This is a genomic window from Mesorhizobium sp. B264B1B (assembly GCF_020165765.1).
Taxonomy (GTDB): domain Bacteria; phylum Pseudomonadota; class Alphaproteobacteria; order Rhizobiales; family Rhizobiaceae; genus Mesorhizobium.
In genome coordinates, this window is the sequence record NZ_JAIUIS010000007.1 from 291004 (window position 1) to 315298 (window position 24295).

Genomic DNA, 24295 nt, shown 5'->3' on the forward strand with positions numbered 1-24295 from the left:
ATAGAAAGAAAACAGCAGTATGGCAGTTTTCTAAGAATTTACGAAAGTCCGTAAGGAAAATCGCTGCGCAGATTTCGTTCAATGTGCTCCAGAACTACATCGCGACGACCCAAGTTCATACGAAATCTTTGTTTGTGCACGTCACGAACAGAGCTCGGTTTTGAGCGATAAGCATTAGAACGGATTTGGCAACGGCACTGTCCCGCTGAAGAAGCCATCGGTCGTCACCGACGGTGAATCGTTGACCGTGGCACTTCCGCCGCCACTGCCGATATTGCGTCCCTGAATATAACTGACGACCCCAGCCGGGTCGAACGGCGCACCGGCGTAACCCGGCATCTCGACCCGGGTGTCGAACCGTTGCCGTATGCGGAAATCGTCGACACTGCCGACGCCGTGGGCGAAGGTATTCTGCAAAGCGCCGGCGCCGCCGAGATTGAGGCGCACCGTATGGCTGTCGGTGACGCCAAAGACGTTCGCCGATGTTGACCCCGCGTTGAGGAAGAAAGCTTCTCGCGAGCCAGCCGGATCGGTTCCGACGGAGAATTGGTTGCTCTGCACAGTTAGATTGAGCACGCCATTGCCGTCGTTTGCCAACACATTCATCGCGCGGTCGAATGCTTCCACCACGACGTTTCCGGCTACAGATGCGGTATGGGTTCCGTTGCCATGAGCTTCGAGGTCGATGCCGAAGCCTTGCGCCGACCCGGAATTGGCAACGCCAACCGTGCCGATATCGTTGTTGCGGATGAAGCCGTTGAACAGTGCGGCGGAACCCGACGTGCCCAAGTTGACGGTGATTGCGCTCGAGATCGCGCCGCTGATCGTGTTGTTGTCAATGTCGTAGTTGACCGTGCCGGTATAGCCGCCGAACGCCAGGCCCGTTGCGGCGTTGATTGTGATGCCTTGGCCAAGAGCTGTCGAATGACCGCCTGTGAGCGTGTTACCGGAGAACACGATATTGAGGTTGCCAGAGTTTGCCGCAGCCGCCTGGAAATGATCCCCGCGATTGGCCGTGAATGTGCTGCTGGTGACTGTGGCCGAAATTGTCGCGGTACCGTCGGCCTCAACGAACAGGCCGTCATCGCTCTGCGTCTTGGACGAATTGTTGCTGAACTTGCTGTTGTTGACCGTCAGCGACAAGGTCCCGTTCGAATTGCGGATCGAGACGTTCTTTGCGAATGAGGTGGTGACAGTCGAATTGGTGATGCTTGCTGTGCCGAACAGACCGCTGGGCGTTACAGTGCTGACACCGCCGAAATCGATACCCGCATCCTCAACCGCGGTGCCATTGTTGGACAGCGTCGACCGGTTGAGCGAGAAATTGGTCACCGATGTGCCACCGATACCGTCATTGGTGCTGTTGATGATATTCATGTAGCTGAGGTTGACCGAACTGGTCGAATTCAGCAGGACACCGGTACCCGTCGAATTCTGGATGGTGCCGCCCGAGCCGTTGTTGGCGCCGCCGCTATCGCCGGTCACCGTCAACCCGCCAAGGGCACCGGTGTTGTTGAGCACGATGCCGTTGGCGGCACCATTGGCCGAAATGCTCCTGAATGTCAGATCGCTCGCGCCGATCGTCGTGTTGGCGACGTTGAGCGCGGTGCCGGTACCGGATGTGATCGTGTTCGGATTGGCGCCGGTTGTCACCGTCACCGTGCCGCCGCCCGTGGCGCCGAAGCCGGTGCCGCTGGTGGTGTTGATGACCAGCCCGCCATTGGTGAAGTTGATCGTCGCGCCGGTGTTGTCGGTCAGGTTGACACCGGCCGAACTGCCCGACGTGATCGACTTGGAGGCACCGGAGAAAGTGATGGTACCGGCGGCGTTGTCGTCGAGGAGGACGCCGGTCTGGCCGACCACATTGTGGCTGATGTTGCCCGACAGCGTGATGTTGCCGGCGCCGGCGGCGCGATCCTGGATATTGACCGCCTGGCCGGTTCCGCTGGTGATGGTGCCTGCATAGGTGAAAGCCGCCGTGCCGCCGGTGTTGGCGCTGCCGGCGCCGTCGCCGATGCGAATCGTGGCGCTGCCGCCGCCGACCAGCGCGCCACCGCCGAGGTTGACCGGTCCGCCGGTAACAGCGTCGAGGATCACGGCGCTGCCGCCGCCGGCGCTCGTGTTCGTGGAAGCGAAGGTCATGCCGCCGGCGCCGATAGCGACGGCGTCCATGTCGACCGCAGCGCCGCTGCCGGTCGAAATCGTGTTGCCGGAGCCGGTGACGCTCACCGTGCCGCCGCCCGAGGCGCCGATGCCGATGCCGCTCGTGGTGGTGATCGCCAGGCCGCCATTGGTGAAGTTGATGGTCGCGCCGGCGTTGCTGGTCAGGAGCACGGCGGCGTTGGCGCCGGTCGAGAGCGTTTTCGACGCGCCGCCGAAATTGATCGTGCCGCCGGAATTGCTGAGCGCGACGATGCCCAGTCCGCCATCGTTTCGGGTGATGGAGCTGGCGTTGTCGAAATTGACCGAGCCACCAGCCATGCCGCGAATGTTGGCGACGTTGCCGCCAGGGTTGGTGATGTCGACATTGTTGAGATTGATCGTGGCGCTCACGTCGTCGTTGGTAAACGTGCCCTGGTCGCCGTCGACGGCGAACGCATGGTTCGTCAGCGCGCCGGCAACCGTGTCGATAGCGACGTTGTTGAACGTATAGGTACCGGTCGCGTTGTTCGCCACATCGCCAAGGATGGTGATGCCGGTCGTCCCGGTCAGGCTGGCGTTGTTCACGGTGACGTTGCCGGCGACACCGTCGACCACGATGCCGGTGCCGCTGGTGTCGTTGAGCCCATTCGCCAGGGCGGTGGTGAAGTTCACCGCGCCGCCGGTGGTGTCGGCGACGACGATCAGGCGCTGGCCGCCGGTACCTTGTGTGATCGTGCCGGCATAGGTAACGGTCGCGTTACCGCCATCGACGCTGAACGCGGTTCCGTTCGGGCTGGTGATCGAGGTGCCGACGCCGAAGCCGAACGTGCCGCCGGAATCGTTGAGGATGTCGACGCTGGCATTGCCGCCATTGAGCGTCGTGGTGCCGTTGAAAATGTAGATGCCGTCGGCATTGTCGAACTGCAGGCCGGGGCCGTCGGTTGCCGACAGCGTGCCCGTCTGGAAGGTGATCGTTCCCGCGGTGTGGCCGGCGATGGCGACCAGCGCGGCATTGCCGGCCTGGGTGATGTTGCCGCTATAGGTGATGTTCGCCGCGCTTGCGTCGACGTTGAAGGCCGTGCTGTTCGGGTTGGTGATCGAAGTGCCGGCGCCGAAGTTGAACGTGCCGCCCGAATTGTTGACGATATCGATGCCGGCGTCGCCGCCATTCAACGTCGTCGTGCCGTTGAAATTGTAGGTGCCGTCGGCATTGTCGAACTGCAGGCCGGTGCCGTTGTTCGCCGACAGCGTGCCCGAGAAGGTCAGCGTGCCCGTATGGCCTGCTGAAACCGACACCAGGGCGGCGTTGCCCGCCTGGGTGATGTTGCCGCCATAGGTGGTGGTTACGGTGCCGCCGCCGACGCTGAATGCCGTGCCACCGCCGCCGCTCAGCGTGCCGGTGCCGAGGCCGGCGGTGCCGGTGACATTGGTCAGGACGACACCGCCGCCGCCGGACGACGTCGAGTCGAGCGCGACGTCGAGGGCGGCATTGGTGAGATCGATCGCCTTGTAGCTGGTGGAATTCACCGTTTCGCTGCCGGCGGTGGCGATGATGTTGATCGTCCCGCCGGGGCCGGTAATGCCGGCGCCGGTGGTGGTGTCGATTGTCAGCCCGCCATTGAAGCTGGTGGTGCCGCCGCCCTGGAACAGGCCGGCCCCGCTGGTCGTATCGATGTCGGCGAGCCCGCCGACGTTGAGCGTGCCGCTCTCCCAGCCGATGCCGCCGCCCGTCGAGGCGGTGTTGTTCACCGTCACCTCGTTGAAACTGAAGGTGCCTGTATTGGTGCTGGTGGCATTGATGCCGAAGCCCGTCGTGCCGGTGACGGTGGTCGCGCCCGTGACCGTGAACGTGCCGGCGACGCCGTCGAAGATGATGCCGCTGGCGCCGCCGCTGGCGTTGACGCTGTTTACGATCATGCTGACGGTCAGCGGATCGAGATTGAACGCCACGCCGTTGATGGTGTCGACGGTGCCGCCGCTGCTGTTCAGCGCAAAGGTTGTGGCCGGGGGGCCCTTGGTGTCGACGAGGACGCCAGTGCCGCCATCATTGAACGTGGTGAACGTGCCGAGATCGAGCGTGCCGCTGGTGCTGGTGAAGGCAAGGCCGTTGCCCTGGACGCGCGCGCCTGATGTGCCGACGTCGAGCGTGCCGGCGCTGACCGTGCCGCCGGCGCCAGTGGAGTCGAACGTGACATTGTCGAAGGCAATGCCGCCGCCGGTGCCGCCGAGCACCGTGTTGACGGCGAAGGAGCGGATGGCGATCGAATTGTCCGTCGCGCTGATGTTCTGGCCGGCGAAGGACGCGGCCAGCGCAGATCCCGTCGATCGCAGCGTATTGCCGTCGATCGAAAGCAGCAGCGTGTTGGCCGCCGCACCGGTCGTGGAGAAGTCGAGCGCCCTGCCGCCGGCTGATATGTCATTGTTGCGGAGGAAGAAACTCGACGCGGCCGACGCATCGACGGCAACACCGGCGCCGGTGCCGGTGTTGCGGATGATGAGATTCTCGATGCCGCCGGTGATCGGGCTGGTACCACTGGTCGCCAGGGTGATCACCGACCCGGCAGTGTTGCTCTGCAGGATCGGCCGCAGCGTGTCGATGCCGGCCGGTGCGGCGATGATCGGCGAATTCTGCACCGTGGTGAAGTGGAATGCCGCCGACGCGCCGCTGCTGGTGTCGACACCGAGCTGCGAGACATCGATGGCCGTATCGTTTTGCCCGAAGGCGAGCAACACCTGCCCGTCATCGAGCTGGAACGACGTGCCGCTCAGGTCGATCGTTTCCTGGCTACCGGTGCCGTTCTTGTCGATCAGCACGATGACATTGGCCGTGGACGCCTGGGCGTTGGCATAGGTGCCTGGATTGACGAAGCTGCCGTCGCCGCCGCCGGTGGCGTCGGTGGTGACGTAGTAGACCTTGTAAGCGGACAGATTCGACGTGTCGCCGGTGAAGGTGACGTCGTTGAAATTGTAGTCGCCATTGGTCGGCAGGGTGTCGATGGCATGGATGGCCTGGCCGCCGGTGGTCGCGATCGTCGATTCGGCCAGGCCAGCGCCGTCGCCGAACACCAGCCTGGCGTTGGTGGCGCTGGAGAACTGGACGCCATAGCCGACATTTTCGATTTTCGAGGTCTGGCCCGCCGGATTGTTGTTGGCAGTGTCGCCGAGCTGGATCGTGCCGGTGCCGGTCGTGCCAGCCATGTCGATGCCGATAGTGCCGGCGAAGCTGCCGCCGTCGACGTCGAAATCGCCGGCCTTGATGTTGCTCGTGCCGAGCCCAGCGCCGTTGAGGTCGAAGCCGACCGCATTGGCTGCATTGAGCCCGATGTTCAGGCTGTCGAAGCCCAAGGTCGAGCCGAGCGTGCCGGATATGTCGACACCGCGCGAGGTGATGTTCTGCAGGTCGACCGCGCCGAGATCGATGGCGCCGCCGACTATATTGTTGAGCGAAACGCCGGTCGCCGCGCCATTGACCGAAACGGAATCGAAAATAACGCCGCCCGCGCCGACCGTTGCGCCGTCGAGATCGAGCGCGGTTCCAGTCGTTGTCGTGATGGTGTTGCCGGCGCCGGAGATGCTGATTGTGCCGCCGGAGCCCGCGCCAAAACCCGCTCCTGCCGTCGTCGTTATGTCAAGGCCGCCATTGTCGAAGCCGATCGTGGCGTTCGGATTGCCGATCAGGCTGACGCCGTCCGTCGCGCCCGAGCTGATCTGCTTGGTCGCGCCCGAAAAGGTCACGGTCGCCGCCGTGCCGTTGTCGATGCCGGCAACGACGATATTGCCGCCGGCGCCCGCAAGGCCATCGGTCAGGTTGCCCGACAGCGTCACAGAACCGCCGGTCAGTTCCTGGATCGAGACCGCCGCGCCGGTGCCGTTGCTGACGATGGCGCCCGCGTAGGATATGTTCGCGTTGCCGCCGCTCGCATTGGTGCCCGAGCCGACATTGAAGGCCGTGCCCGAACCGGTGTTGGTCAGCGTGCCGGTGCCGAAATTGAACGTGCCGCTGAGGTTCTGCAGGTCGATGCCGCTGCCGGAACCGAACGACGCGCTGGTCGAGGCGAAATCGATATTGCCGGCGATGCCGTCGAGGGCTACCGCCTGCGCGTTGGTGGCATTGACCGTACCCGTCAGGACATTGACCGTGCCGACGCCACTGGCGCTGAACGCCGTCACGCCGTTCGTGGAAATGTCCACATCCGTGAAGTTGATGGTGGTGCCGGCGTTGTTGGTGAGCGAGACACCGTTGCCGCCAACAGTCACCTTGTCGGTGAAATTGATCAGACCGCCGCCGTGATTGGCGATCGAGATGCCGCCGCCGGTCAGTGTGCCGGCAGGCCCGCTGTTGGGTAAGGTGCCGCGCGTCACGTTGATGTTGCCGGCGCCGCCGCCGACGTCGAGCAGCGTGCCGGCGACGTTGACGTTGTTGTTGGTGATCGACAAATTGCTGTCGAGGCCGGCGACCCTGAACGCCGTCTGGCCGGCGCCGACATTGCCGACCGTGACGCCTTCGATGACGATGCCGCCGGCATTGTTGAAGCTGCCCGCGCTCTGGTCGATGGTGAATACCGAGCCGCTGCCGCCGGTGAAGTCGAAGGCGGTGTTGCGCACCTGGTTGCTGCCGAGCAGATGCAGGGTATCGCTGCCCGTGCTCTTGACCACGCCCTCGTCGCCGGTGACGTCGCCGCCGGTGGCGCCGAGATTGCCCTGCACGTTCACCGGCTGGATGGTGCCGGTCGTGGTGATGGCGTTGCCGTTGCCGAAGCCGGTGATCGATTGGCCGGAATCGAGCGTGAACGGCGTGCCGCTGAGGTCGACCGTGCCGACGAAGGCGAAGGTCTGGGTGCCGGTCTTCAGATCGGCATCGGCAACCGAGATGGTATTGACTGACGTACTGAGCCCAAATGAGCCGGCGGCGATGACGCCGCCATTTTGCGACACCATGAACACCCCGCCGACGGCGCTGGCCAGATTCGCGCTGCCGGTGAAGAGCACGTCATCGAAATCATAATTGCCGAGCGCGGCGAGACCGACGGTGTTGACGGTGAAGTTGCCCGCCGCCGCGGTGATCGTCGAATTGCGGCCGTTGGCGTCGGCGAATTCGCCGTCGCCGAAGGTGAGGCTGGCGTTGGCGCTGGTCGCCACCGTCTGGCCGGACGACAGATCGACGCCGATGCCGGCGCCTGAGATCGACGATCCGGTCAGGAAGGTGATGGTGCGGTTGCCCGTGGTCGAGGACAGGTCGATGCCGCGCGAGCTCGCGGCGTCGTTTCCGGTGATCGTCGTCAGCCCGAAATCGGCGGTCGTGGCCGAGCCGGAGAAGTCGATGGCGGTCTGGCTGGCGCCCGCGCCGAGGCCGCTGAGGGTGGTCGTGCCGAAGCTGACGTCGTTGTTGGTGCCGGAGAAATCGATGCCGGTAGTGCTGGTCGCGCCCAGCGTCACATTGGTCGTGCCGAAGGTGGCGCTGCCGGCCGCATTCGAGATGGACAGCGCGGCGCCGGTCGTGCCGGTGATCGACAGCGTGCCGCTGACCTCGAATGTCGAGTCGGCGCCAAGGCTGGTGATCGACGCGCCGCCGCCGCCGGTCGCCGTGAGCGGACCCGTGAAGCGGATCGCGGTGTCGGTGGGAGCGGTTATCTCCCCGATATCGAAGAGGCCGCCGGTGCCGGTCGAGGTGATGGCGCCGCCGAATGTGATCAGGCCGCCGGTGGTGCCGTCGATCCTGACGGCTTTTGCCGCGCTGCTCTGGCTAATCGTGCCGTCATAGGTGACGTCGGCCGACGAACTGCCGATAACGATCGCGCTGCCGCCGGTATTGGCGATGGAGCTGGCCGCCCCGAAGGCCAGGCTTCCGCTCGAGCCGTTGAGGATCACGATGCCGAGGCCGCTGCCGCCTGATATGTCGAGATCGGCGAAATTGGCGGTGCCGCCGAAATTATTGACCAGCAGAGCGATATTGCTGCCGCCGGCGATCGTTGTGGTGCCGGTGAAGTCGACCGTCGCGGATGTGTTGGCCAGCACGACGCCGGTCGGCACCGACCCTTGGATGGTCAGATCGTTGATCGTGATCGCGCCCGACGCGCTGCCGAGGTAAAGCCCGATGGTCCCGCCCAGGATCGTCACGCCGGTGCTGGTGAAGCCGTTGATCGACGCCGTGCCGTCGATCGCCAGGAACGAGCTGTTGACGCTGAGGTTGGAGACGGTGTTGCCGCTGGCGAGGTCGATGGTGTTGCCGCCGCCGTTGTTCAGCGTCGCGCCACCGAAGCCGAACGGATCGGCCTGTGTCGCGCCGGTGACGACCTCCGTGCCGGTGACATTGGCCGGCGGCCCGCCCAGGCTGATGGTGGCGCCGTTGGCGAAGGAGACCAGCGACTGGCCGCTGGCCAGCGTGAAGCCGTTGGCATCGGTGTCGGTGGTCTGCACGGCCGCGGTCTTGACCAGCACGAAGGTCGTGTTGGCATTGGTGGTCAGATCGTCGGCCGCGGCGGCATCGATCAGGTTGGCGACGCTTGAGCCGTCGCCCGTTCCGGTGCTGCTCGAACCGACGAAGACGACGTTGGCTGCATCGAACAGCTGCGGTCCAACCAGATGCGTGCCGTTGAAGGCATAGGTGCCGCTGCCGGGCAGCAGGCCGCGCATGTCGAGCGAGGCGATGACGCCGGTGATCGATGCGCCGCCGGCCGCACCGAACGAGAACGCCGTGCTGGCGGTGGTTCCGGCCAGGCCGTTGGTGCCCATCTGGACGCCGGTGTCGACACCGGTGATGACGCCGCTGCCGATGGTCACCGAGCCGCCATTGGTGCCGGACAGGTCGACGCCGATCGAGGAGCCGCCGGAACTGCCGCTGATGTCGAGCGTGGCGGCGGTGAAGGTCGACGTGCTGCCCGAGAGGTCGAGCGCGGTGGAGCAATTGCACAGGCCGGTGATGTCGATGTCGTCGAAGCTGATGACGCCGTTGCTGCCGACGACGTCGATGCCGCTTCCGAGCGGCTGGTCGATGGTGACGGCGCCGCCGAACGAAACGGCGCCGGTGTTGTTTTCCAGCCAGACGCCGTCGCCGGGGCCGGTCATGCTCACCGGGCCACTGAAGGTGAGCGTGCCGGTGTTGTCGGTGGCGAGGATGCCCTCGCTGCCGATATGGGTCAGCATGACCGGCCCGCCGAAGGTGACCGCGCCGCCGGAATTCTGGACGTCGATGCCGATGCCGCCGGGGGCGGTGATGTCCGAAATATCGACGGCTCCGAACATGAAATCGGCGGTGCTGTCGAAGATCCCGAGGCCGCCGACGAAGGTGTTGCTGATCGTCGTTGCGCCGGAAACGGCGAAATTTCCCGATACGCCTGCCACCGTCGCGCCGAACAGGCCACCGTCCTGCGTCAGGCTGGCCAGCTTGACGTCGAGATTGGCGCCAAGCAAGGCGACGCCGGCCGCGCCATTGCCGGAGATCGTGCCGTCGGTGGTGCTGAACGTGCCGGTGGTGGAGAGGACGTTGACGCCGAAGCCGGAATTGTCGGAGGCGTTCAGCGTCTGGAATGCATATGTTCCGTCGCCGCCGACGAACAGGCCATTGCCGGCATTGTTCGACAGTGTCGTCGTGCCGGCGAAGACATAACTGCCGTCGCCGTCGATATGCAGGCCCTCGCTGGCGTTGCTCGTCGAGGTCACATTGTTGGCCGCGACGTTCATGGCGCCTTCGAACAGCAGCCCGTCCAGGCCGGCTCCGCTGACATTGACGCCGCTTATCGTCACGCCGGTGACGTTGTTGCCGTGGATGCCGTTGCCGCCGCCCGGATTGGCGTTCGAGACGTTGAAGTCGAGCAGCGCGCTGTTGTTGGCCAGCGTGACGGTGTCCGCGCCGGCCGAACTGGTGAGCGTCGCCGCGCCCGCGCCGTCCGAGATGGCGCTGGCGTGCGTGATGTTGTCGCCCGTTACGTTAACCGGGATGCCGCCGAGCGAGAATGTGCGGCCGTTGCCGAAGGAAGCCAGCGTCTGTCCGGCGCTCAGCGAGAACCCGTCGGTGTCGTCGATGGTGCCGCGGTTGACCAGCACGAAGATCGCGGTGCCGTCGGTGTCGGCATCGGCGGTGGCAATCGAGGCAAGGTCGAGCAGCGAGGAGCCGGTGCCCGAGCCGGTTGCGGCCGCGCCGACGAAGATGACATTCTGCTGGTCGAACAATTGCGGGCCGCTGAAGGTCGTCGAACCGAAGGCGTAGTGGCCGAGCGTCTGGTTGAGGCCGCGCACGTCGAGCGAGGCGGTGCTGCCGGCAATGGAACCGCCGCCGAAGGAGAATTCGGCATTGGCCGAGTTCAGCAGCGAGCCGGAAATGCCGAAGCGCACGCCGGTGCCGACGCCTGTGATCGCACCGCCATCGGTGATGACGATCGATGCCCCGCCCGAGGTCGGCGAGGCGAGGTCGATGCCGATCGAGCCGGCCGCACCCGTGCCGGCGATGTTGAGCGACTGTGCGGTGAAGTTCGTATGGCTGCCGGAGAAGTCGAGGCCAGTGCCGACGCCGAGGCCCGAGATGACGATGTCGCCTGCCACCACCGCCGCGTTGACGCCGGTAAACGAGATGCCGTCGCCGGCGGGAGCGCTGATGTCGATATCGCCGAAGCGGATCGCCGCCGGTGAGTTGGAAATGGCGATCGCCGGTCCGGTGGTGTCCGAAATGGTCGTGGCGCCGGTGACGGCGAAGCTGCCCGCCACGTGATCGAGCACGACGCCCGACGGACCGCCGGTCTGGTCGATCGAATCCAGCACCACATGCGCCGTGATCGGATCGATGAAGACGCCGACGCCGCCATTGCCCGACACGGTGCCGCCGGTGGTGGCGAAGCTGCCTGATGTCGAGGTGCCCTGAACGGTTATGCCGCGGTCGGCATTGTCCTTGGCGTTAAGCGTCGCGAATGTATAGGTGCCATGGCCGGTGGCATCGAGCCCGTCGTCGCCATTGCCCTGGAGCAGCGTCGTGCCGGCGAAATTGTAGGTGCCGTCGCCTTCGATGTGCAGGCCGTCGAGGCCGTTGCCGGTCGCGGTGAAATTGGAACCGGTGATGCCGGTCGAGGTGCCGGTGAAGGCGGCGCCATTGCCGCCGGCGCCTGTCACCGTGACATTGGTCAGCGTGGCGCCGGTGATGTTGTTGGCGAAGATGCCGTCAGCGCCGCCGGTGATGGTGATGCCGTTCAGCGTGTCGCCATTGCCGAGCGCGATCACGTTGCTAGCGACGTTGGTGCCCTGGATGGTGCCGTCGCTGCCGCCCAGATTGAAGGTGCCGGTGCCGCCGCCGAACAGCTTCGCGGTGACGCTTTGGCCGCCGCCGATGACGGTCTGGCCGTCTGCGAGCGTCGTGCCAGTGGTGGTGATGTTGCCGTTGCCGCCCAGCGCCACCACGAAACCGCTGGCGCCTGCCTTGGCCACAGCGTCGTCCAGCGTCGTCGGATCGGCCAGCGTGCCGGCGCCGGCCAGGCCGCCATCGGCGTAGTAGAACTTTCCGAAGGCGGCATTGGTGGCGGCGTTTATGGCGACGCGCGTCGTCGAGCCGCCGGGCAGTTCCTGGCTCTGGATCCTGACGCCGATGTCGCCGCGCACCCGCTCGTTGACGCGCTTGCGCAGGCCTTCGCTGATCGGATAGACCGGCTCCGGCCCGCTGTCCGCGCCGCCTTGGCCGGGATTGAACGGGATGCTCAGCCGCACGCTGCCGGCGAACTGGGTGTCGTCGCGATTGTCGTTGCGCACCTCGCCGGTGAAGGTCAGCGCCGTTCCGGTGCCGAAGACATCGCCGATCTCATATTCGATGCCGGCCTTGACCCCGGTTACGCCGCTGTCGTCGCCATGCGGATCCTCGAAGTGGTAACCGCCTATGTCGAGCCGCAGCGAATGCTTGTCGGGAAGGTTGAGCGGCACCCGCGCGCCGATCTCGCCCTCGATGCCCCAGGCCGCGTAGTCGCGATGGTCGAGCACCGAAATCTGCTCGATCAACTGGTTCGAGACCATCGACAGGGTCGAGGAGACCGAATGGTCCGTCGTGTCGCCCTTGATCGGCACGAAGACGTTCACATGCGCGTCGAAATGCGGGGTGATGGCCTCGGCGCCGAGCGTGGCTGACGTGAACTGGTTGGAGTTGTAGTTCTCGACGTTGAGATAGGCGTAGCCGCCGAGCATCAGGTCGGGATTGACGATGCGGCGAATGCCCAGGCCGACATCCTGGCCGAACGCGTCCTTGAAATCGTGCTTAGCCCTGACATCCAGGAACAGCACCGATTCGGCGGTCTGCTTGATCGGGATGAAGCCTTCGAGCGCGGCGTTGCCGCCATTGTTGTCGGCGCCAATGATGGCGCGTATCTGCGGCTGCCAGAGGGCGTCGTCGCCATAGGCGGCCACGCCTGACAACGCCAGCGCCAGCGTCGAAAGCGCCGTCGTCTTCCAGAGATGCCTTGCAAAACGCGAGCGACCATAGGCCACGCGCGCGCGGAAATCCTCCCCGCGCGCCGCCATCTCCCCAACCTGCCGAGACGTCTCGGTAGTTCCCATCCCTGGCCGCCCTTTGGGGACTGCTCGCCCCCGCACCAATTCTTGCGCGAATTCCATTGTATAGCGAGTCCCCAACGTCGTGACTGCTGTTGTTGCGCCGTAAAGTTCTCACTTGTGGCAATGCCGCAACAGTAATTTTGCCGGCTTTCCTCGCCTGTGCGCGGCTTCCGGAACAGTCAGGAGTATTGTATCAAGCCGCCGGTGGGAAAATACCTGCCGTTTCGAGAAAAATGCGGGGCGTGAAGAACATGGCAGCCATTTTAGCGCGTGCTAATCTGTTAAATGTGACGGCAGCACTGGGCGCCCTGGGGCTGATCGCATCGGTCGCCGGGCCGGCGCTTGCCGAGGACGCCAAGCCGGCGCAGCCCCCGGCCGCTCAATCCAAGCCGGCCGACGCCAATCCATGGGCGGTGAACTGTTCAAGCGGCGCGGCCAACAGCGAGCTTCAATGCCAGGTGTCGCAGAACCTGACCGAAGCCAAGACCGGACAGCGCGTGCTGACCGTGACCGTGCGCCGCGACAACGGCAACGGCTCCCTCGCCATGCTGCTCGCCCTGCCGCACGGGCTGTTCCTGCCCTCCGGCGCCAGCTACCAGATCGATCAAGGCCAGAAGACGACCATCGCCATCCAGACCAGCGACCAGAACGGCGCCTATGCCGCCACGCCGCTGCCGCCGGAACTGATCAAGGCGATGAAATCGGGAACCAATCTCAACATCGGCATGGAATCGGTGACCCGCAAGCCGGTCACCATCCCGGTCTCGCTGGCCGGCTTCACCGCGGCAATCGCCAAGCTGGAATCGATCAAGTAGCGGGCTCGCCGCGCTCCCCCGCCGCCGTCGCCGGGCAATGCTCCAGGCCACGACAGGTTCCATCTTGTGGCGGAGACTACCGGCATCGTGCCGCTTGATTGTCCGCTTCCGCAATGCTCCGATGTCGCTTCAGCCATCCGGAGAGAACCATGACCGGCTTTGTCGACCGCCAGCGCGCGATGCAACTGATGCAACGCGCCGGCCTGCAGGCGCTGGTGCTCTCAGCGCCCGAGGCCTTCCACTATGCGACCGGCGCGTCGATCGGACCGGCGGGACTGTTCCGGCGTGCCGGCGCCGGCTTCGTTGTCATCCCGGCCCGGCAGGACCTGCCGATCGGCGTCGTCGTCGCGGATTTCAGTGCGGGACAGTTGCGGATCGCCGCGCCCGAAGCAGTTGTGCGTTCGCACCCGATCTGGATCGAATTCGCGCCGGTCGAGACGGGAACCCGCGGCCCGTTGGCGGAGCGTATCGAGGCTGGCCTTGTCTCGCTTGGCCGCGCGCCGGATTTCGCGCGCCCGGCCACCTTCGATCTCGCCGGCTCGGTGCGCCAGCTGCAAGCCTTGCTTGCCGAATTCGGACTGGAGCGCGCAACGCTGGGCATCGATCTCGGCTTTGTTCCAGCCGCCGATTTTTCCGCCATGCAGGCGCTGCTGCCGCAGTGCCGGATGATCGACGGCTCGCCGGTGCTGGATCGGCTGCGGGCGATCAAGTCGCAACGCGAGATCGAGCTCTTGCAGCAAGGCATTATCCTGTCTGAAGCAGGGCTGGAGCGGCTGCAGGTCGATGCGATGGCAGGCATGCGCCAGGCCGATCTCGTCGCGCTCTACCGGCAAGGCGTGGCCGCGGCGGCGGCGGGCCTCTCCCATCCGGTCGCGACGGCGGAATATGTGACGCTCGGCGCCCGGGCCAAGGGTGCCGATGCCAAGGCAATGCCCGGCGATCCGCTGAAATGCGACATGGTCTGCACGGTCGGCGGGTATGCGTCCGACATGTCGCGCAACTTCACTTTCGGTCCCGCTTCCGCCGACCAGGTCGAACTGCACGCGATCGCCGAGCGCGCTTTCGAGGACGGGCTGGCGGCACTCGTGCCGGGAAATTCGCTCGGCCATGTGCACCGCGCCGCCACCGACAGCCTGACGCGGCAAGGCCTGCGCTCCTACCGCCGTGGGCATTTCGGCCACGGTGTCGGGCAGTCTGTGTTTTCGGAGCAATGGCCGTTCATCGCGGCCGAGAGCGATGTCGTGGTCGAAGCCGGCATGGTGCTGGCCTTCGAGATCCCGCTCTACATCGACGGCCTCGCCAGCTTCAACTTGGAGGACCAGTTCCTGATCACGCCGGACGGGCCCGTCGCCATGAACCGGCTGCCGAGGCGGTTGGAGAGGATAGGATAGCGAGGGCGGGATCGTGACGGTGTCACTGTCAGCGCCCTACGGCGCCCCCCTCTGCCCTGCCGGGCATCTCCCCCTCAAGGGGGGAGATCGATTATCGCTCCCGCTTTCGCCAATTTTCAACGTTGCAAGAACAAGATGAGCCGGCGCCGAAACTTCCAATCTCCCCCCTTGAGGGGGAGATGTCCGGCAGGACAGAGGGGGGCGCCACAGAACTCGGCGATGGGTGCCCTGCCGCGAGCGATTAACCGCTCACCGGCGGCCGCCTGTCCCTCCACGGCATTTCCCGCTCGAGCTGCGCCGACGCGGCCAGCACCGTCGCCTCGTCGCCGTAGCGGCCGACAAGCTGCACCCCGATCGGTACGCCGTCTTTCGACCAGCCGAGCGGCAGCGAGATGGCCGGCTGGCCTGAGATGTTGAAGGGGAAGGCGAACGCCGCATCCGTCCATTTGGCGTTGTAGCGGTCGATGTCGGTCTCCGACATATCGTAATAGCCGAACGGACGCGGCAGTTGCGTCAGCGTCGGGGTGATGAAGAGATCGTAGGGCGAAAGGTCGCCGACGATGTCGCGGCCGACCTGCCTGAGCTGCTCGACATCGGAAATGTGCCTGGTGCCGCTGGTCGCACGGCCGCGTTCGATGATCGCCCAGGTCACCGGTTCGACATCATCAGGCGTCACCGGCCGGCCGATCACCGTTTCATGATAGTCGAAGGTCGCCGCCGTCTGTACGCAGGTCATGTTGGTGTAGGTGGTCCACATGGCATCGGCATCGAGCGGCATGTCGTGTTCCTCGACGTCATGTCCCAGCCGCTCCAGCGCCGCCACGGTGGCCAGCACGGCGGCCTTCACTTCCGCATCGATGGCCGTGCCGTTGGGCGGGGTGACGGTGAAGCCGATGCGCAGTTTCTTCGGCGCCTGTGCCGACAGGCTGAGCCAGGAGGCGTCGGGGACCGGCGGCGTATAGGGGTCGCCCGGCAAGGCGCCGGCCACCGCGTCGAGATAGGCCGCCGTGTCGCGCACGCTGCGCGAGCAGCACAGGAAGTAGGCGCCGCCATACCAATAGTCGCCGAACGGTGCCAGGCTGACGCGGCCGCGCGACGGCTTCAGCCCGACGATGCCGCAGCAGGAGGCCGGAATGCGGATCGAGCCGGCGCCGTCGCTGGCCTCGGCGATCGGCACCATGCGCGAAGCGACGGCCGCCGCCGCGCCGCCGCTCGAGCCACCTGGCGTGATGCCTTCCTTCCACGGGTTCTTCGTCGTGCCGTAGAGCTTCGGTTCCGTCGTGATCGACCAGCCGTTTTCGGGCGCGTTCGACTTGCCGACCAGCACCAGCCCGGCCGCCTTCATACGGCGCACGACTTCGGTGTCGAAATCGGCGACGACATCTTTCAGGTAGAGGCAAGAGTTGGTGTTCGGCGCGCCGGTCCAGGACGAGGCCAGTTCCTTGAGCAGGAACGGCACGCCGGCGAAAGGTGCTGATCTGTCGACCGTCTGCGCCTGGGCGCGCGCCATGTCGTAGAGGCGATGGATGACCGCGTTCAGCGCCGGGTTGAGCTGCTCGACCAGCGTGATCGCCGCCTCGACCAGTTCCGCAGGTGAAACCTTGCCCCGATGCACCAAGTCAGCAAGGTCCAGCGCATCGGAGTTCGCATAGGTTTTCAGCAGGCTGTCGGTGACCATATCTCTCCTCCTAGTCTTTGCCTCGCGCCGCGCCCGAGCTATCGCTTCGGGCCGACGTTGGCGCCGCCCCTCATCCGCCTGCCGGCACCTTCTCCCCGTCATGACGGGGAGAAGGAAAGCGCTCTGATGCTGGCGACCGCCTCCCGTTCTTCTCGGGAGAGGGCTGAGTGAGGGGCACCGACCTGAAACTGCTGCCCCCAGCAGCGCGCTTGTCTCACGCCAGCTCGACGGTGCGCCCCAATTCGATGCTCTGTTCCGCGGCGAGCACGATGCGCAGGCTGTTGACGGCGGCGTCCATCTGCTCGGTCAAATCGAGATCCTCGCGGATGGCGCGCAGGAAGAAGGCCTGCTCGCGGTCGCAGAGCTCCTGGTGGCCGGGCTCGTCTTCCATGCTGACGATCTCGTCGGGCTTCGCAAAGTTCTTGTCGGCGTCTACCGCCGCATAATGGATCTTCAGCGCGTCGGTCTTGGTGTGGCGGTCGATGTCGGCCGAGTTCGACACCTCCGCCGCTTCCGCCGCGCTGCTCGTCTCCTGGCCGGCGACGATCGACACCGCGCCCTTCGGCCCCACCACGTCCTTCACGAAATAGGCCGTCTCGCTCATCATCGGGCCCCAGCCTGCCTCGTACCAGCCGACCGAACCGTCATCGAAGGTGACGTGGAGATGGCCGTAATTCTGCTTGTCGGCTTCCGCCCAGAGCTTCGCGCCGATGCCGTGCACGCGCACCGGCCTGGCGCCCGTGAGCTGGCACATGACGTCGACATAGTGCACGCCGCAATCAACGATCGGGATCAGCGAATCGATCAGGTTCTTGTGCCAGTGCCAGGCGCTGCCGCTGCTCTGCTGGTTGAGGTTGAGGCGCATCACCAGCGGCTTGCCCAGCGTCTTGCCGACCTCGATGAATTTTATCCAGGACGGGTGGACGCGCAGGATGTAGCCAAGCACCAGCTTGCGGTTCTTCGCCCGCGCTGCCGCGACGACCTTTTCGGCATCCTCGATGTTGGTGGCGAGCGGCTTTTCCATGAACACGTGGCAGTTGGCCGCTATCGCCTTCAGCGCGTATTCGGCATGGGTGTTGGGCCAGCTGTTGATCGACACGGCGTCCGGCCTGGTCTCCGCAAGCGCCCGGTCGAAACCCTCGTAGAGCGGATAGCCGGCAAGTTCGGCGGGGATTTTCTTGTTGCTCTTGATCGAGCGGCTCATGATGCCGACGATCTCGAAGCCGTCCGAGCGGTGATAGGCGCTGGCATGCGAGGCGCCCATATTGCCGAGACCCACAACCAGCACTTTTATTTTGTCGGCCAATTCAGCCTCCCAATTTTTTGATAGGACCTGGCGAGCTGCTGCCGCGCCTGGGCATCCAGAACAATCACTTCAGGTTGGCGCCGCCCCTCATCCGCCTGCCCTTTCCTCTCCCCTGTCCGGAGGGAGAGGAAAGGAGCCAAGACAGGGCAATGAACGACCTCTTTTGCAGCCCTTACTTCACCGCCGAATCGAACAGATGCGCCTTGATCTTCTCGACATCGAGCGCGGCAAAGCCCTCCGTCAGCTTGACGCCGTCGGCATCGGCCTTGACCTTGGCCTTGTCGAAGTCGTTGGCGGCCGGGATCAGCTCGTTGGTGCAGACGTCCTCGGCCTTCACCGGATTGGTGATCTGGCCGATCTTGTGGATCTCGTCGAAGAAGCCTTGCCAGCTCGCCATGTCGTGCGAGCCCCAGCCGCCGCGCTTGTCCATGTCGCCGCGGAAGACGTTGATCTGCTGCAGGATCGAGGTGGTGCCGAGCTCGGGGCCGAGGTTCTTGGCCAATGTCGGGAACTGCTCGAACACCGCTTCGACCGCCGCGCGCGGGTTCTGGTAGCCGAACTCCAGCCCCATCGCCCAGCCGCGCAGATATTTTTCCAGGAACGCCTTCTTGTCGGGATCTTCGAGATCGGCGGCGCGCACGACGAAGGTGTTGGCCGGCAGCTTGGAATTCTTCACGCCGAGCCAGTATTCGAAGTCGAGGCCCTTGGCGATCCATTCGGCGCGCAGCCCCTCCCACGACAAGGCAGCGTCGCCCTGGCCGCCGGCGAGCGCGGTGCCCCACGTCGGCCAGCCGGCCTCGACATACTTGACCTTCTTGATGTCGACGCCTTGCGCGGCGAGCAGCGGATCGGTGATCGACTGCCAGGCGGCGGAGCCGAGCAGGATGGTCTTGCCTTCCAGCTTCTTCAAGTCGTTCGTACCCTCGCCCTTGCGGAAGGCGATGGAGAACGTGTCGCGCGCGCCCATGTGGAACACCGACTTCAGCTTCATGCCGTTCTGGATGGCGAAGGAGAACACGCCGGGCGAGGGAAAGCCCATATCGGCCTGGCCGACATCGACGAACTTCACCGTCGCCGTGCCGTCCGACGGGCCCGGCTGCATGTCGGTGCTGAGCCCGTCGAAATAGCCTGCCTTCTTGGCTGCCCAATAAGGATAGTCGTCGAGCACTTCGAGCGTGCCGCGCGGCGAGATCCAGGTGAATTTTTCGTAGGCCGCCGCCCTGGCCTTCAAGCCCGATGCACCGAGCGCGGTGGCGGTCACGACGCCGGCTGCCGTCACCTGCAGGAAGGTGCGGCGGCTGATGCCCGTTCTTGTCGCCGTCTGGAATGAGTTCTGGTCGGTCATGGCATTCCCCTTTTGTTGATTGACCTTCTTGTTGATCGATGGCCTTTCGCCCGCTCCGGGGCGTTCATGATCTCGTGCTCAAGCCTCCCAGCTCGCCCATTTCTTGCCGATCAGGAAGAACAGCACGTAGATCAGGATGCCGAGCGTCGACAGGATCAGCACCACGGCGAAGAATTGCGGCATCTGGATCATCGACGAATAGGTGGTGAGCCGGTTGCCGAGGCCGAAGCCGCCGCCGACCATCTCCGCGCCGACTGCGGTCAGCAGGCCGAAGATGGCGCCGATCATCAGCCCGACCAGGATCATAGGCAGCGCCATCGGCGCGCGGATCTTCCAGAATATCTGCAAGGTGCTGGCGCCGTAGGAGCGCGCCAGCGCGATCTTGGCGCTGTCGACGCGGCGAAAGCCGGTGGCTGCGTTTATCATCACCATCGGCCCGGCGGCCAGCGCCACCGCGATGATGCGCGGCGTGTAGCCGAAACCGAAGCGAAGGATCAAAAGCGGCACCAGCGCCAGCATCGGCGTGGTGACGAGAAGCAGGATGTAGGGCGCGACGATCTTTTCGGCGAAGGGAAACTGGGTGATGACGGCGGCCAGCACCAGGCCGACGACGGCTCCGATGGCGAAGCCGGAAACCAGCTCGACCAGCGTGTAGCCGAGATGCGGCGCAATCAGCGGGAACTCGTCGAACAGCGCATAGGCGATCGAGCTTGGCGGCGGCATGATGTAGAGCGGCACATGGAACAGGCGCAGCGCCAATTCGATGCCGCCGATTATGATTACGGCGACAGCTATGATCGCCGCCACCTCCTTGCCCGACTTGATGCCGGGGCCGCTGGCGAAGGCCGAGAGATTGGTCAGGCTGACGTCCTGCCCATCGCCGGACTTGGCACCCGATTTGGATTTGGAGAATTCCGGGATGGCGTCGCTCACGGCCTGATCCTCACGATCTCGGCGCTGGCGCGTTCCTGTTCCGGTGCCTTGGGCCTGGCGCGCTCGCCGACGATGTCCATCTTGATCCGGTTGGTGAGGTCGAAAACCTCTTTCGTCGCCATGATCTCCAGCGAGCGCGGTCGCGCGAACGGCACGCGATACTCCCTGGCGACGCGGCCGGGCCGCGCGCTCAGCACCACCACGCGGTCGGAGAGAAAGATTGCTTCCTCAATGCTGTGGGTGATGAAGACGATGGTGGTCTTGGTGTCGAGCCAGATCTCCTCGACGAGACGGTTCATCTCCTCGCGGGTAAAACTGTCGAGCGCGCCGAACGGCTCGTCCATCAAAAGCACGGAGGGTTTTGGCGCCAGCGCCCGCACGATCGCGGCGCGCTGCTGCATGCCGCCCGAAAGCTCGCGCGGGAACTTGCCGCCGAAACCGTCGAGCCCGACGCGGTGGAGCAGATGCGCGATCCATGCGCGGTCTGGTTTCTCGCCCTTGATCTCGAAGGGAAAGCGGATGTTGGCATCGAGATTGCGCCAAGGCAGCAGGTTCGCTTCCTGGAACACGATGCCGATGTCGGGATGCGGCCCGGTGATCTTGGCGCCGTCGAGCCGGATCTCGCCGCCGGTCAGGCTGTGCAAGCCCGACATCGACCACAAAAGCGTGGTCTTGCCGCAGCCGGACGGGCCGACGATCGAAACGATTTCATTGGCGTGGACGTCGAGGCTGCAGCGGTCCAGCGCCAGGAGGTCGCCGGATGCGGTGTGATAGATCTTGGTCGCTGCCTGCACACCAAGCTTCGGCGCTGTTGTTTCGCCCGCGTTCATCCGCCCCTCGGAGAGTGCGTCCAATCGACTGCCAAAGTCAGTGTGTAACTATCCTACTTTGGTGTCAAGCGAAGAGCGCGATCGTTCCGTCGTTGAGAGCCGCCTATTCCTCTATATACCTGCTTTCGCTGTCTTTTCTTTATCTTGAAATGCGTGTTGCTTTCCTACATACTCGGGAAAAGTGGCACAACAAGCGGGCGTTGCAGATGGGCAAAGCCGGGTGACATGCCGCAACGGCACGCAGCAGTTGCAGCGGGGCCGTGCACATGGAACGACAGCGTGCAAGCATGGTAAGAGGTCGACAAGGGACCAGGGAAGGCCACTTCATGACCGAAGCTGACAGCCGGGAAAACCTGATGACGGATGGCGAGGCGGACGGGGGTGAGCCTGTGCGGCGCATTCCCGACATCATCTCGCTGGTCAAGGATACCTATGCCGAGCTGCGTCCGGCCGAGCGCCGCGTCGCCGATGTCGTGCTCGACGACGTCAAATACGCGGTCGATGCCTCCAACGCCGCCCTTGCCCAACGTGCCGGCGTCAGCGAACCGACGGTGACCCGCTTCTGCCGCGCCATCGGCTGCGAGGGCGTGCGTGATTTCAAGCTGAAGCTGGCGCAGAGCCTCGTCGTCGGCGCGCTCTATCTGGACACTTCGCCAGCCAGGGAGAACGACACCGGCATGCCGTTCTGGAACGCGGTGTTCGGCGAAGCGCGGCGGGCGCTGCAGGAGGCCGAGCGGCAGCTCGATCCGGTCCAGCTGCAGAAGGCCGCCGAGCTGATCGCCAAGGCGCGCCAGGTTACGGTGTTCGGACTGGGCGGCAGTTCCTCGGCGCTGGCGCAGGAAACGCAGTACCGGCTGTTTCGCTACGGCATATCGATCAGCGCGCAATGCGACCCTTATCTCATGCGCATGACCGCCTCGACCTTGAGGCCCGGCGACCTGGTGATCGCCATTTCGGCGACGGGGCGCACGCGCGAGGTGATCGAGGCGGTCGAACTCGCCAAGCACTACCGCGCCAATGCCATCTGCGTGACGGCGCCCGACACCGAGCTCGCGCGCGTCGGCGACGTCAGGCTGACCGTAGCGGTGCCGGAATATCCCGATACGCTGAAGCCGACGGCATCGCGCTTCGCCTTTTTGGCCATGATCGACCTCATGGCGGTGGCTGCCGCCTACAAGCTTGACGGCTCGGCCCGCGAGACGGTCCGCCGCATCAAATACAATGCCCAGATCCACCGCACCGGCAAGGAGATGGAGCCGCTCGGGGATTAGGAGGCTTTTCCCTTCTCCCCCTGTGGGAGAAGGTGGATCGGCGCGCAGCGCCGTGACGGTTGAGGGGTGGGTGACGGAGTGCCGTCCGTGCCGAGCTGGAGCACCCCTCATCCGACCTCGCGCCGCGAGGCCACCTTCTTCCCACAAGGGGAGAAGGGAACACCGGACAGCGCCAACGCGAAAAAGAGGGAAACAAATGCTCGAAATAGCACCATCGCAACAGGCAGCCGCATGGCTCGGCGCTTTCGACAAGGCGCTCGAAGCCGGTGACATAGCGGCCGCGGCCAACCTGTTCGTCGACGATTGCTACTGGCGTGACCTCCTGACCTTCACCTGGAACGTCACCACGATGGAAGGGCGCGAGGCGATCGCCGACATGCTGAAGGCGACGCTGGCAGCGACGCGGCCGGCAAGATGGCAGCTCACCGGCGAAGCCACCTCGGACGAGGGGATAATCGAGGCCTGGTTCACCTTCGAGACCGCCGTGGCCTCGGGCCAGGGCATCATGCGCCTGCGCGACGGCCGCTGCCGGACATTGTTCACGGCAATGACCGACCTGAAAGGATTCGAGGAGCGCAAGGGCGCGACGCGGCCGCTGGGCGTGCGCCACAAGGCCGACCCGGAGCGCGAGACCTGGTCGGAGGCGCGGGCGCGCGAGACCCGCGAGCTTGGCGCTTCGGAGCAGCCCTATTGCCTGGTCATCGGCGGCGGCCAGGGCGGCATCATGCTGGGCGCGCGGCTCAGGCAGCTCGGCGTGCCCTCGATCGTCATCGAGAAGAATGCCCGGCCGGGCGATTCCTGGCGCAAGCGCTACCGCACCCTCGTGCTGCACGATCCGGTCTGGTACGACCATCTGCCTTACATTCCGTTTCCCGACAATTGGCCGGTCTTCACGCCCAAGGACAAGATGGGCGACTGGCTGGAAATGTACACGCGCGTCATGGAGCTCAACTATTGGGTCGCCACCAGATGCGTCAGCGCCAGCTATGACGAGGCCGAGAAGGTCTGGACCGTGGTCGTGGACCGCGTCGGCCAGCACATCACGCTGAAGCCCAAGCACATCGTCTTCGCCACCGGTGCCTACGGTCCGGCGCGGCCGATCGACCTGCCGGGCGCCGGTGACTTTAAGGGCGAGCTGCTGCATTCCAGCCAGTATTCCAGCGGCGAGAAGTTCCGCGGCAAAAAGACCGCGGTCATCGGCGCGGCGAGCTCCGGGCACGATGTCTGCGTCGATCTCTGGGAAAGCGGCGCCGAGGTCACCATGATCCAGCGTTCGCCGACGACCGTGGTCAAATCGGACACGCTGATGGAAGTCGGTTTCGAGATCTTTTCGGAGAACGCGCTGGCGCGCGGCATCACCACCGAAAAGGCCGACATGATCGTCGCCTCGACGCCCTTCGCGCTGGTGCCCAAGGGCCAGCGGGCGCTCTATGACGTTATCCGCACGCGCGACGCGGCTTTTTACGAACGCCTCGCCGCCGCCGGCTTCGCCCTCGACTTCGGTGACGACGAGACCGGCCTGCTGATGAAGGCCTACCGCACCGGCTCCGGCTACTACATCGATGTCGGCGCTTCGGACCTGATCATCGACGGCAAGATCGGCATCCGCAGCGGCGTGGCGATCAAGTCGCTGACGGCGAAAGGCATTCTCTTCGAGGACGGCAGCGAACTTGAAGCCGACGCCATCATCGCCTGCACCGGCTATCAGTCGATGAATGAAACCGTGGCGCAAATCGTCTCGCGCGAGGTCGCCGACAGGGTCGGCCCGTGCTGGGGTCTCGGTTCCGGCGTCAAGGGCGATCCCGGGCCATGGCAGGGCGAATTGCGCAACATGTGGAAACCGACGGCGCAGGAAGGGCTGTGGTTCCACGGCGGCAATCTGGCGCTCTCGCGCTTCTATTCGAAATATGTGGCGCTGCAGATCAAGGCGCGGATGGAGGGGATTGATACGCCGGTTTACGGGGCGGTCAGCAACGCGCGACGGTGAAGCGGAAGCGTTGCTTCGAGGGAAGGTCGACCCTACTCCGTCGAGCTTCGCTCGACACCTCTCCCCCGATCGACGG

At 64.9% G+C, this 24295-nt stretch carries 10 protein-coding genes; 4 read left to right on the forward strand and 6 right to left on the reverse strand.

Going from position 1 to position 24295, the window contains the following annotated elements; translation table 11 throughout:
- Positions 1–174: 174 nt before the first annotated feature.
- Positions 175–12630, reverse strand: a complete 12456-nt coding sequence (locus tag LB547_RS17065) for an S-layer family protein (protein ID WP_140759118.1) — start codon at positions 12628–12630, stop codon at positions 175–177.
- A 284-nt stretch (positions 12631–12914) separates the two neighbouring features.
- On the opposite strand from LB547_RS17065, the gene LB547_RS17070 reads away from it, so the two are divergent.
- Complete coding sequence (locus LB547_RS17070) at positions 12915–13478, forward strand: invasion associated locus B family protein (protein ID WP_224618147.1); 564 nt, start codon at positions 12915–12917, stop codon at positions 13476–13478.
- A gap of 149 nt (positions 13479–13627) precedes the next feature.
- Complete coding sequence (locus tag LB547_RS17075) at positions 13628–14869, forward strand: M24 family metallopeptidase (protein WP_140662647.1); 1242 nt, start codon at positions 13628–13630, stop codon at positions 14867–14869.
- A gap of 241 nt (positions 14870–15110) precedes the next feature.
- On the opposite strand, the gene LB547_RS17080 is transcribed toward LB547_RS17075, so the two are convergent.
- From LB547_RS17080 to LB547_RS17100, 5 genes are all read right to left on the reverse strand, one after another.
- Positions 15111–16547, reverse strand: a complete 1437-nt coding sequence (locus LB547_RS17080) for an amidase (protein ID WP_140728704.1) — start codon at positions 16545–16547, stop codon at positions 15111–15113.
- A 214-nt stretch (positions 16548–16761) separates the two neighbouring features.
- The gene (locus LB547_RS17085; protein ID WP_140728703.1) at positions 16762–17853 is read right to left on the reverse strand and encodes a Gfo/Idh/MocA family protein; all 1092 of its coding nucleotides are present in this window, start codon (positions 17851–17853) and stop codon (positions 16762–16764) included.
- Positions 17854–18025: 172 nt separating this feature from the next.
- The gene (locus LB547_RS17090; RefSeq protein ID WP_140554766.1) at positions 18026–19198 is read right to left on the reverse strand and encodes an ABC transporter substrate-binding protein; all 1173 of its coding nucleotides are present in this window, start codon (positions 19196–19198) and stop codon (positions 18026–18028) included.
- A 78-nt stretch (positions 19199–19276) separates the two neighbouring features.
- Complete coding sequence (locus LB547_RS17095; RefSeq protein ID WP_140492076.1) at positions 19277–20131, reverse strand: ABC transporter permease; 855 nt, start codon at positions 20129–20131, stop codon at positions 19277–19279.
- Positions 20128–20961 (reverse strand): ABC transporter ATP-binding protein, encoded by an 834-nt coding sequence (locus LB547_RS17100; RefSeq protein WP_140759120.1) that lies wholly within the window; start codon positions 20959–20961, stop codon positions 20128–20130. Before LB547_RS17100 ends, LB547_RS17095 begins: the two co-directional genes overlap by 4 nt.
- A gap of 326 nt (positions 20962–21287) precedes the next feature.
- On the opposite strand from LB547_RS17100, the gene LB547_RS17105 reads away from it, so the two are divergent.
- Both LB547_RS17105 and LB547_RS17110 read left to right on the forward strand, forming a co-directional pair.
- The gene (locus LB547_RS17105; protein ID WP_140759122.1) at positions 21288–22232 is read left to right on the forward strand and encodes a MurR/RpiR family transcriptional regulator; all 945 of its coding nucleotides are present in this window, start codon (positions 21288–21290) and stop codon (positions 22230–22232) included.
- A gap of 196 nt (positions 22233–22428) precedes the next feature.
- The gene (locus LB547_RS17110) at positions 22429–24219 is read left to right on the forward strand and encodes an NAD(P)/FAD-dependent oxidoreductase (RefSeq protein ID WP_140514052.1); all 1791 of its coding nucleotides are present in this window, start codon (positions 22429–22431) and stop codon (positions 24217–24219) included.
- Positions 24220–24295: the final 76 nt, after the last annotated feature.

What these genes read in the sequence shown, in the direction of transcription:
- LB547_RS17105 (WP_140759122.1), top strand. Translation starts at nt 21,288, where the DNA reads ATGACCGAAGCTGACAGCCGGGAAAACCTGATGACGGATGGCGAGGCG.
- LB547_RS17070 (WP_224618147.1), top strand. Translation starts at nt 12,915, where the DNA reads ATGGCAGCCATTTTAGCGCGTGCTAATCTGTTAAATGTGACGGCAGCA.
- LB547_RS17110 (WP_140514052.1), top strand. Translation starts at nt 22,429, where the DNA reads ATGCTCGAAATAGCACCATCGCAACAGGCAGCCGCATGGCTCGGCGCT.
- LB547_RS17075 (WP_140662647.1), top strand. Translation starts at nt 13,628, where the DNA reads ATGACCGGCTTTGTCGACCGCCAGCGCGCGATGCAACTGATGCAACGC.
- LB547_RS17090 (WP_140554766.1), bottom strand. Translation starts at nt 19,198, where the DNA reads ATGACCGACCAGAACTCATTCCAGACGGCGACAAGAACGGGCATCAGC.
- LB547_RS17065 (WP_140759118.1), bottom strand. Translation starts at nt 12,630, where the DNA reads ATGGCGGCGCGCGGGGAGGATTTCCGCGCGCGCGTGGCCTATGGTCGC.
- LB547_RS17100 (WP_140759120.1), bottom strand. Translation starts at nt 20,961, where the DNA reads ATGAACGCGGGCGAAACAACAGCGCCGAAGCTTGGTGTGCAGGCAGCG.
- LB547_RS17080 (WP_140728704.1), bottom strand. Translation starts at nt 16,547, where the DNA reads ATGGTCACCGACAGCCTGCTGAAAACCTATGCGAACTCCGATGCGCTG.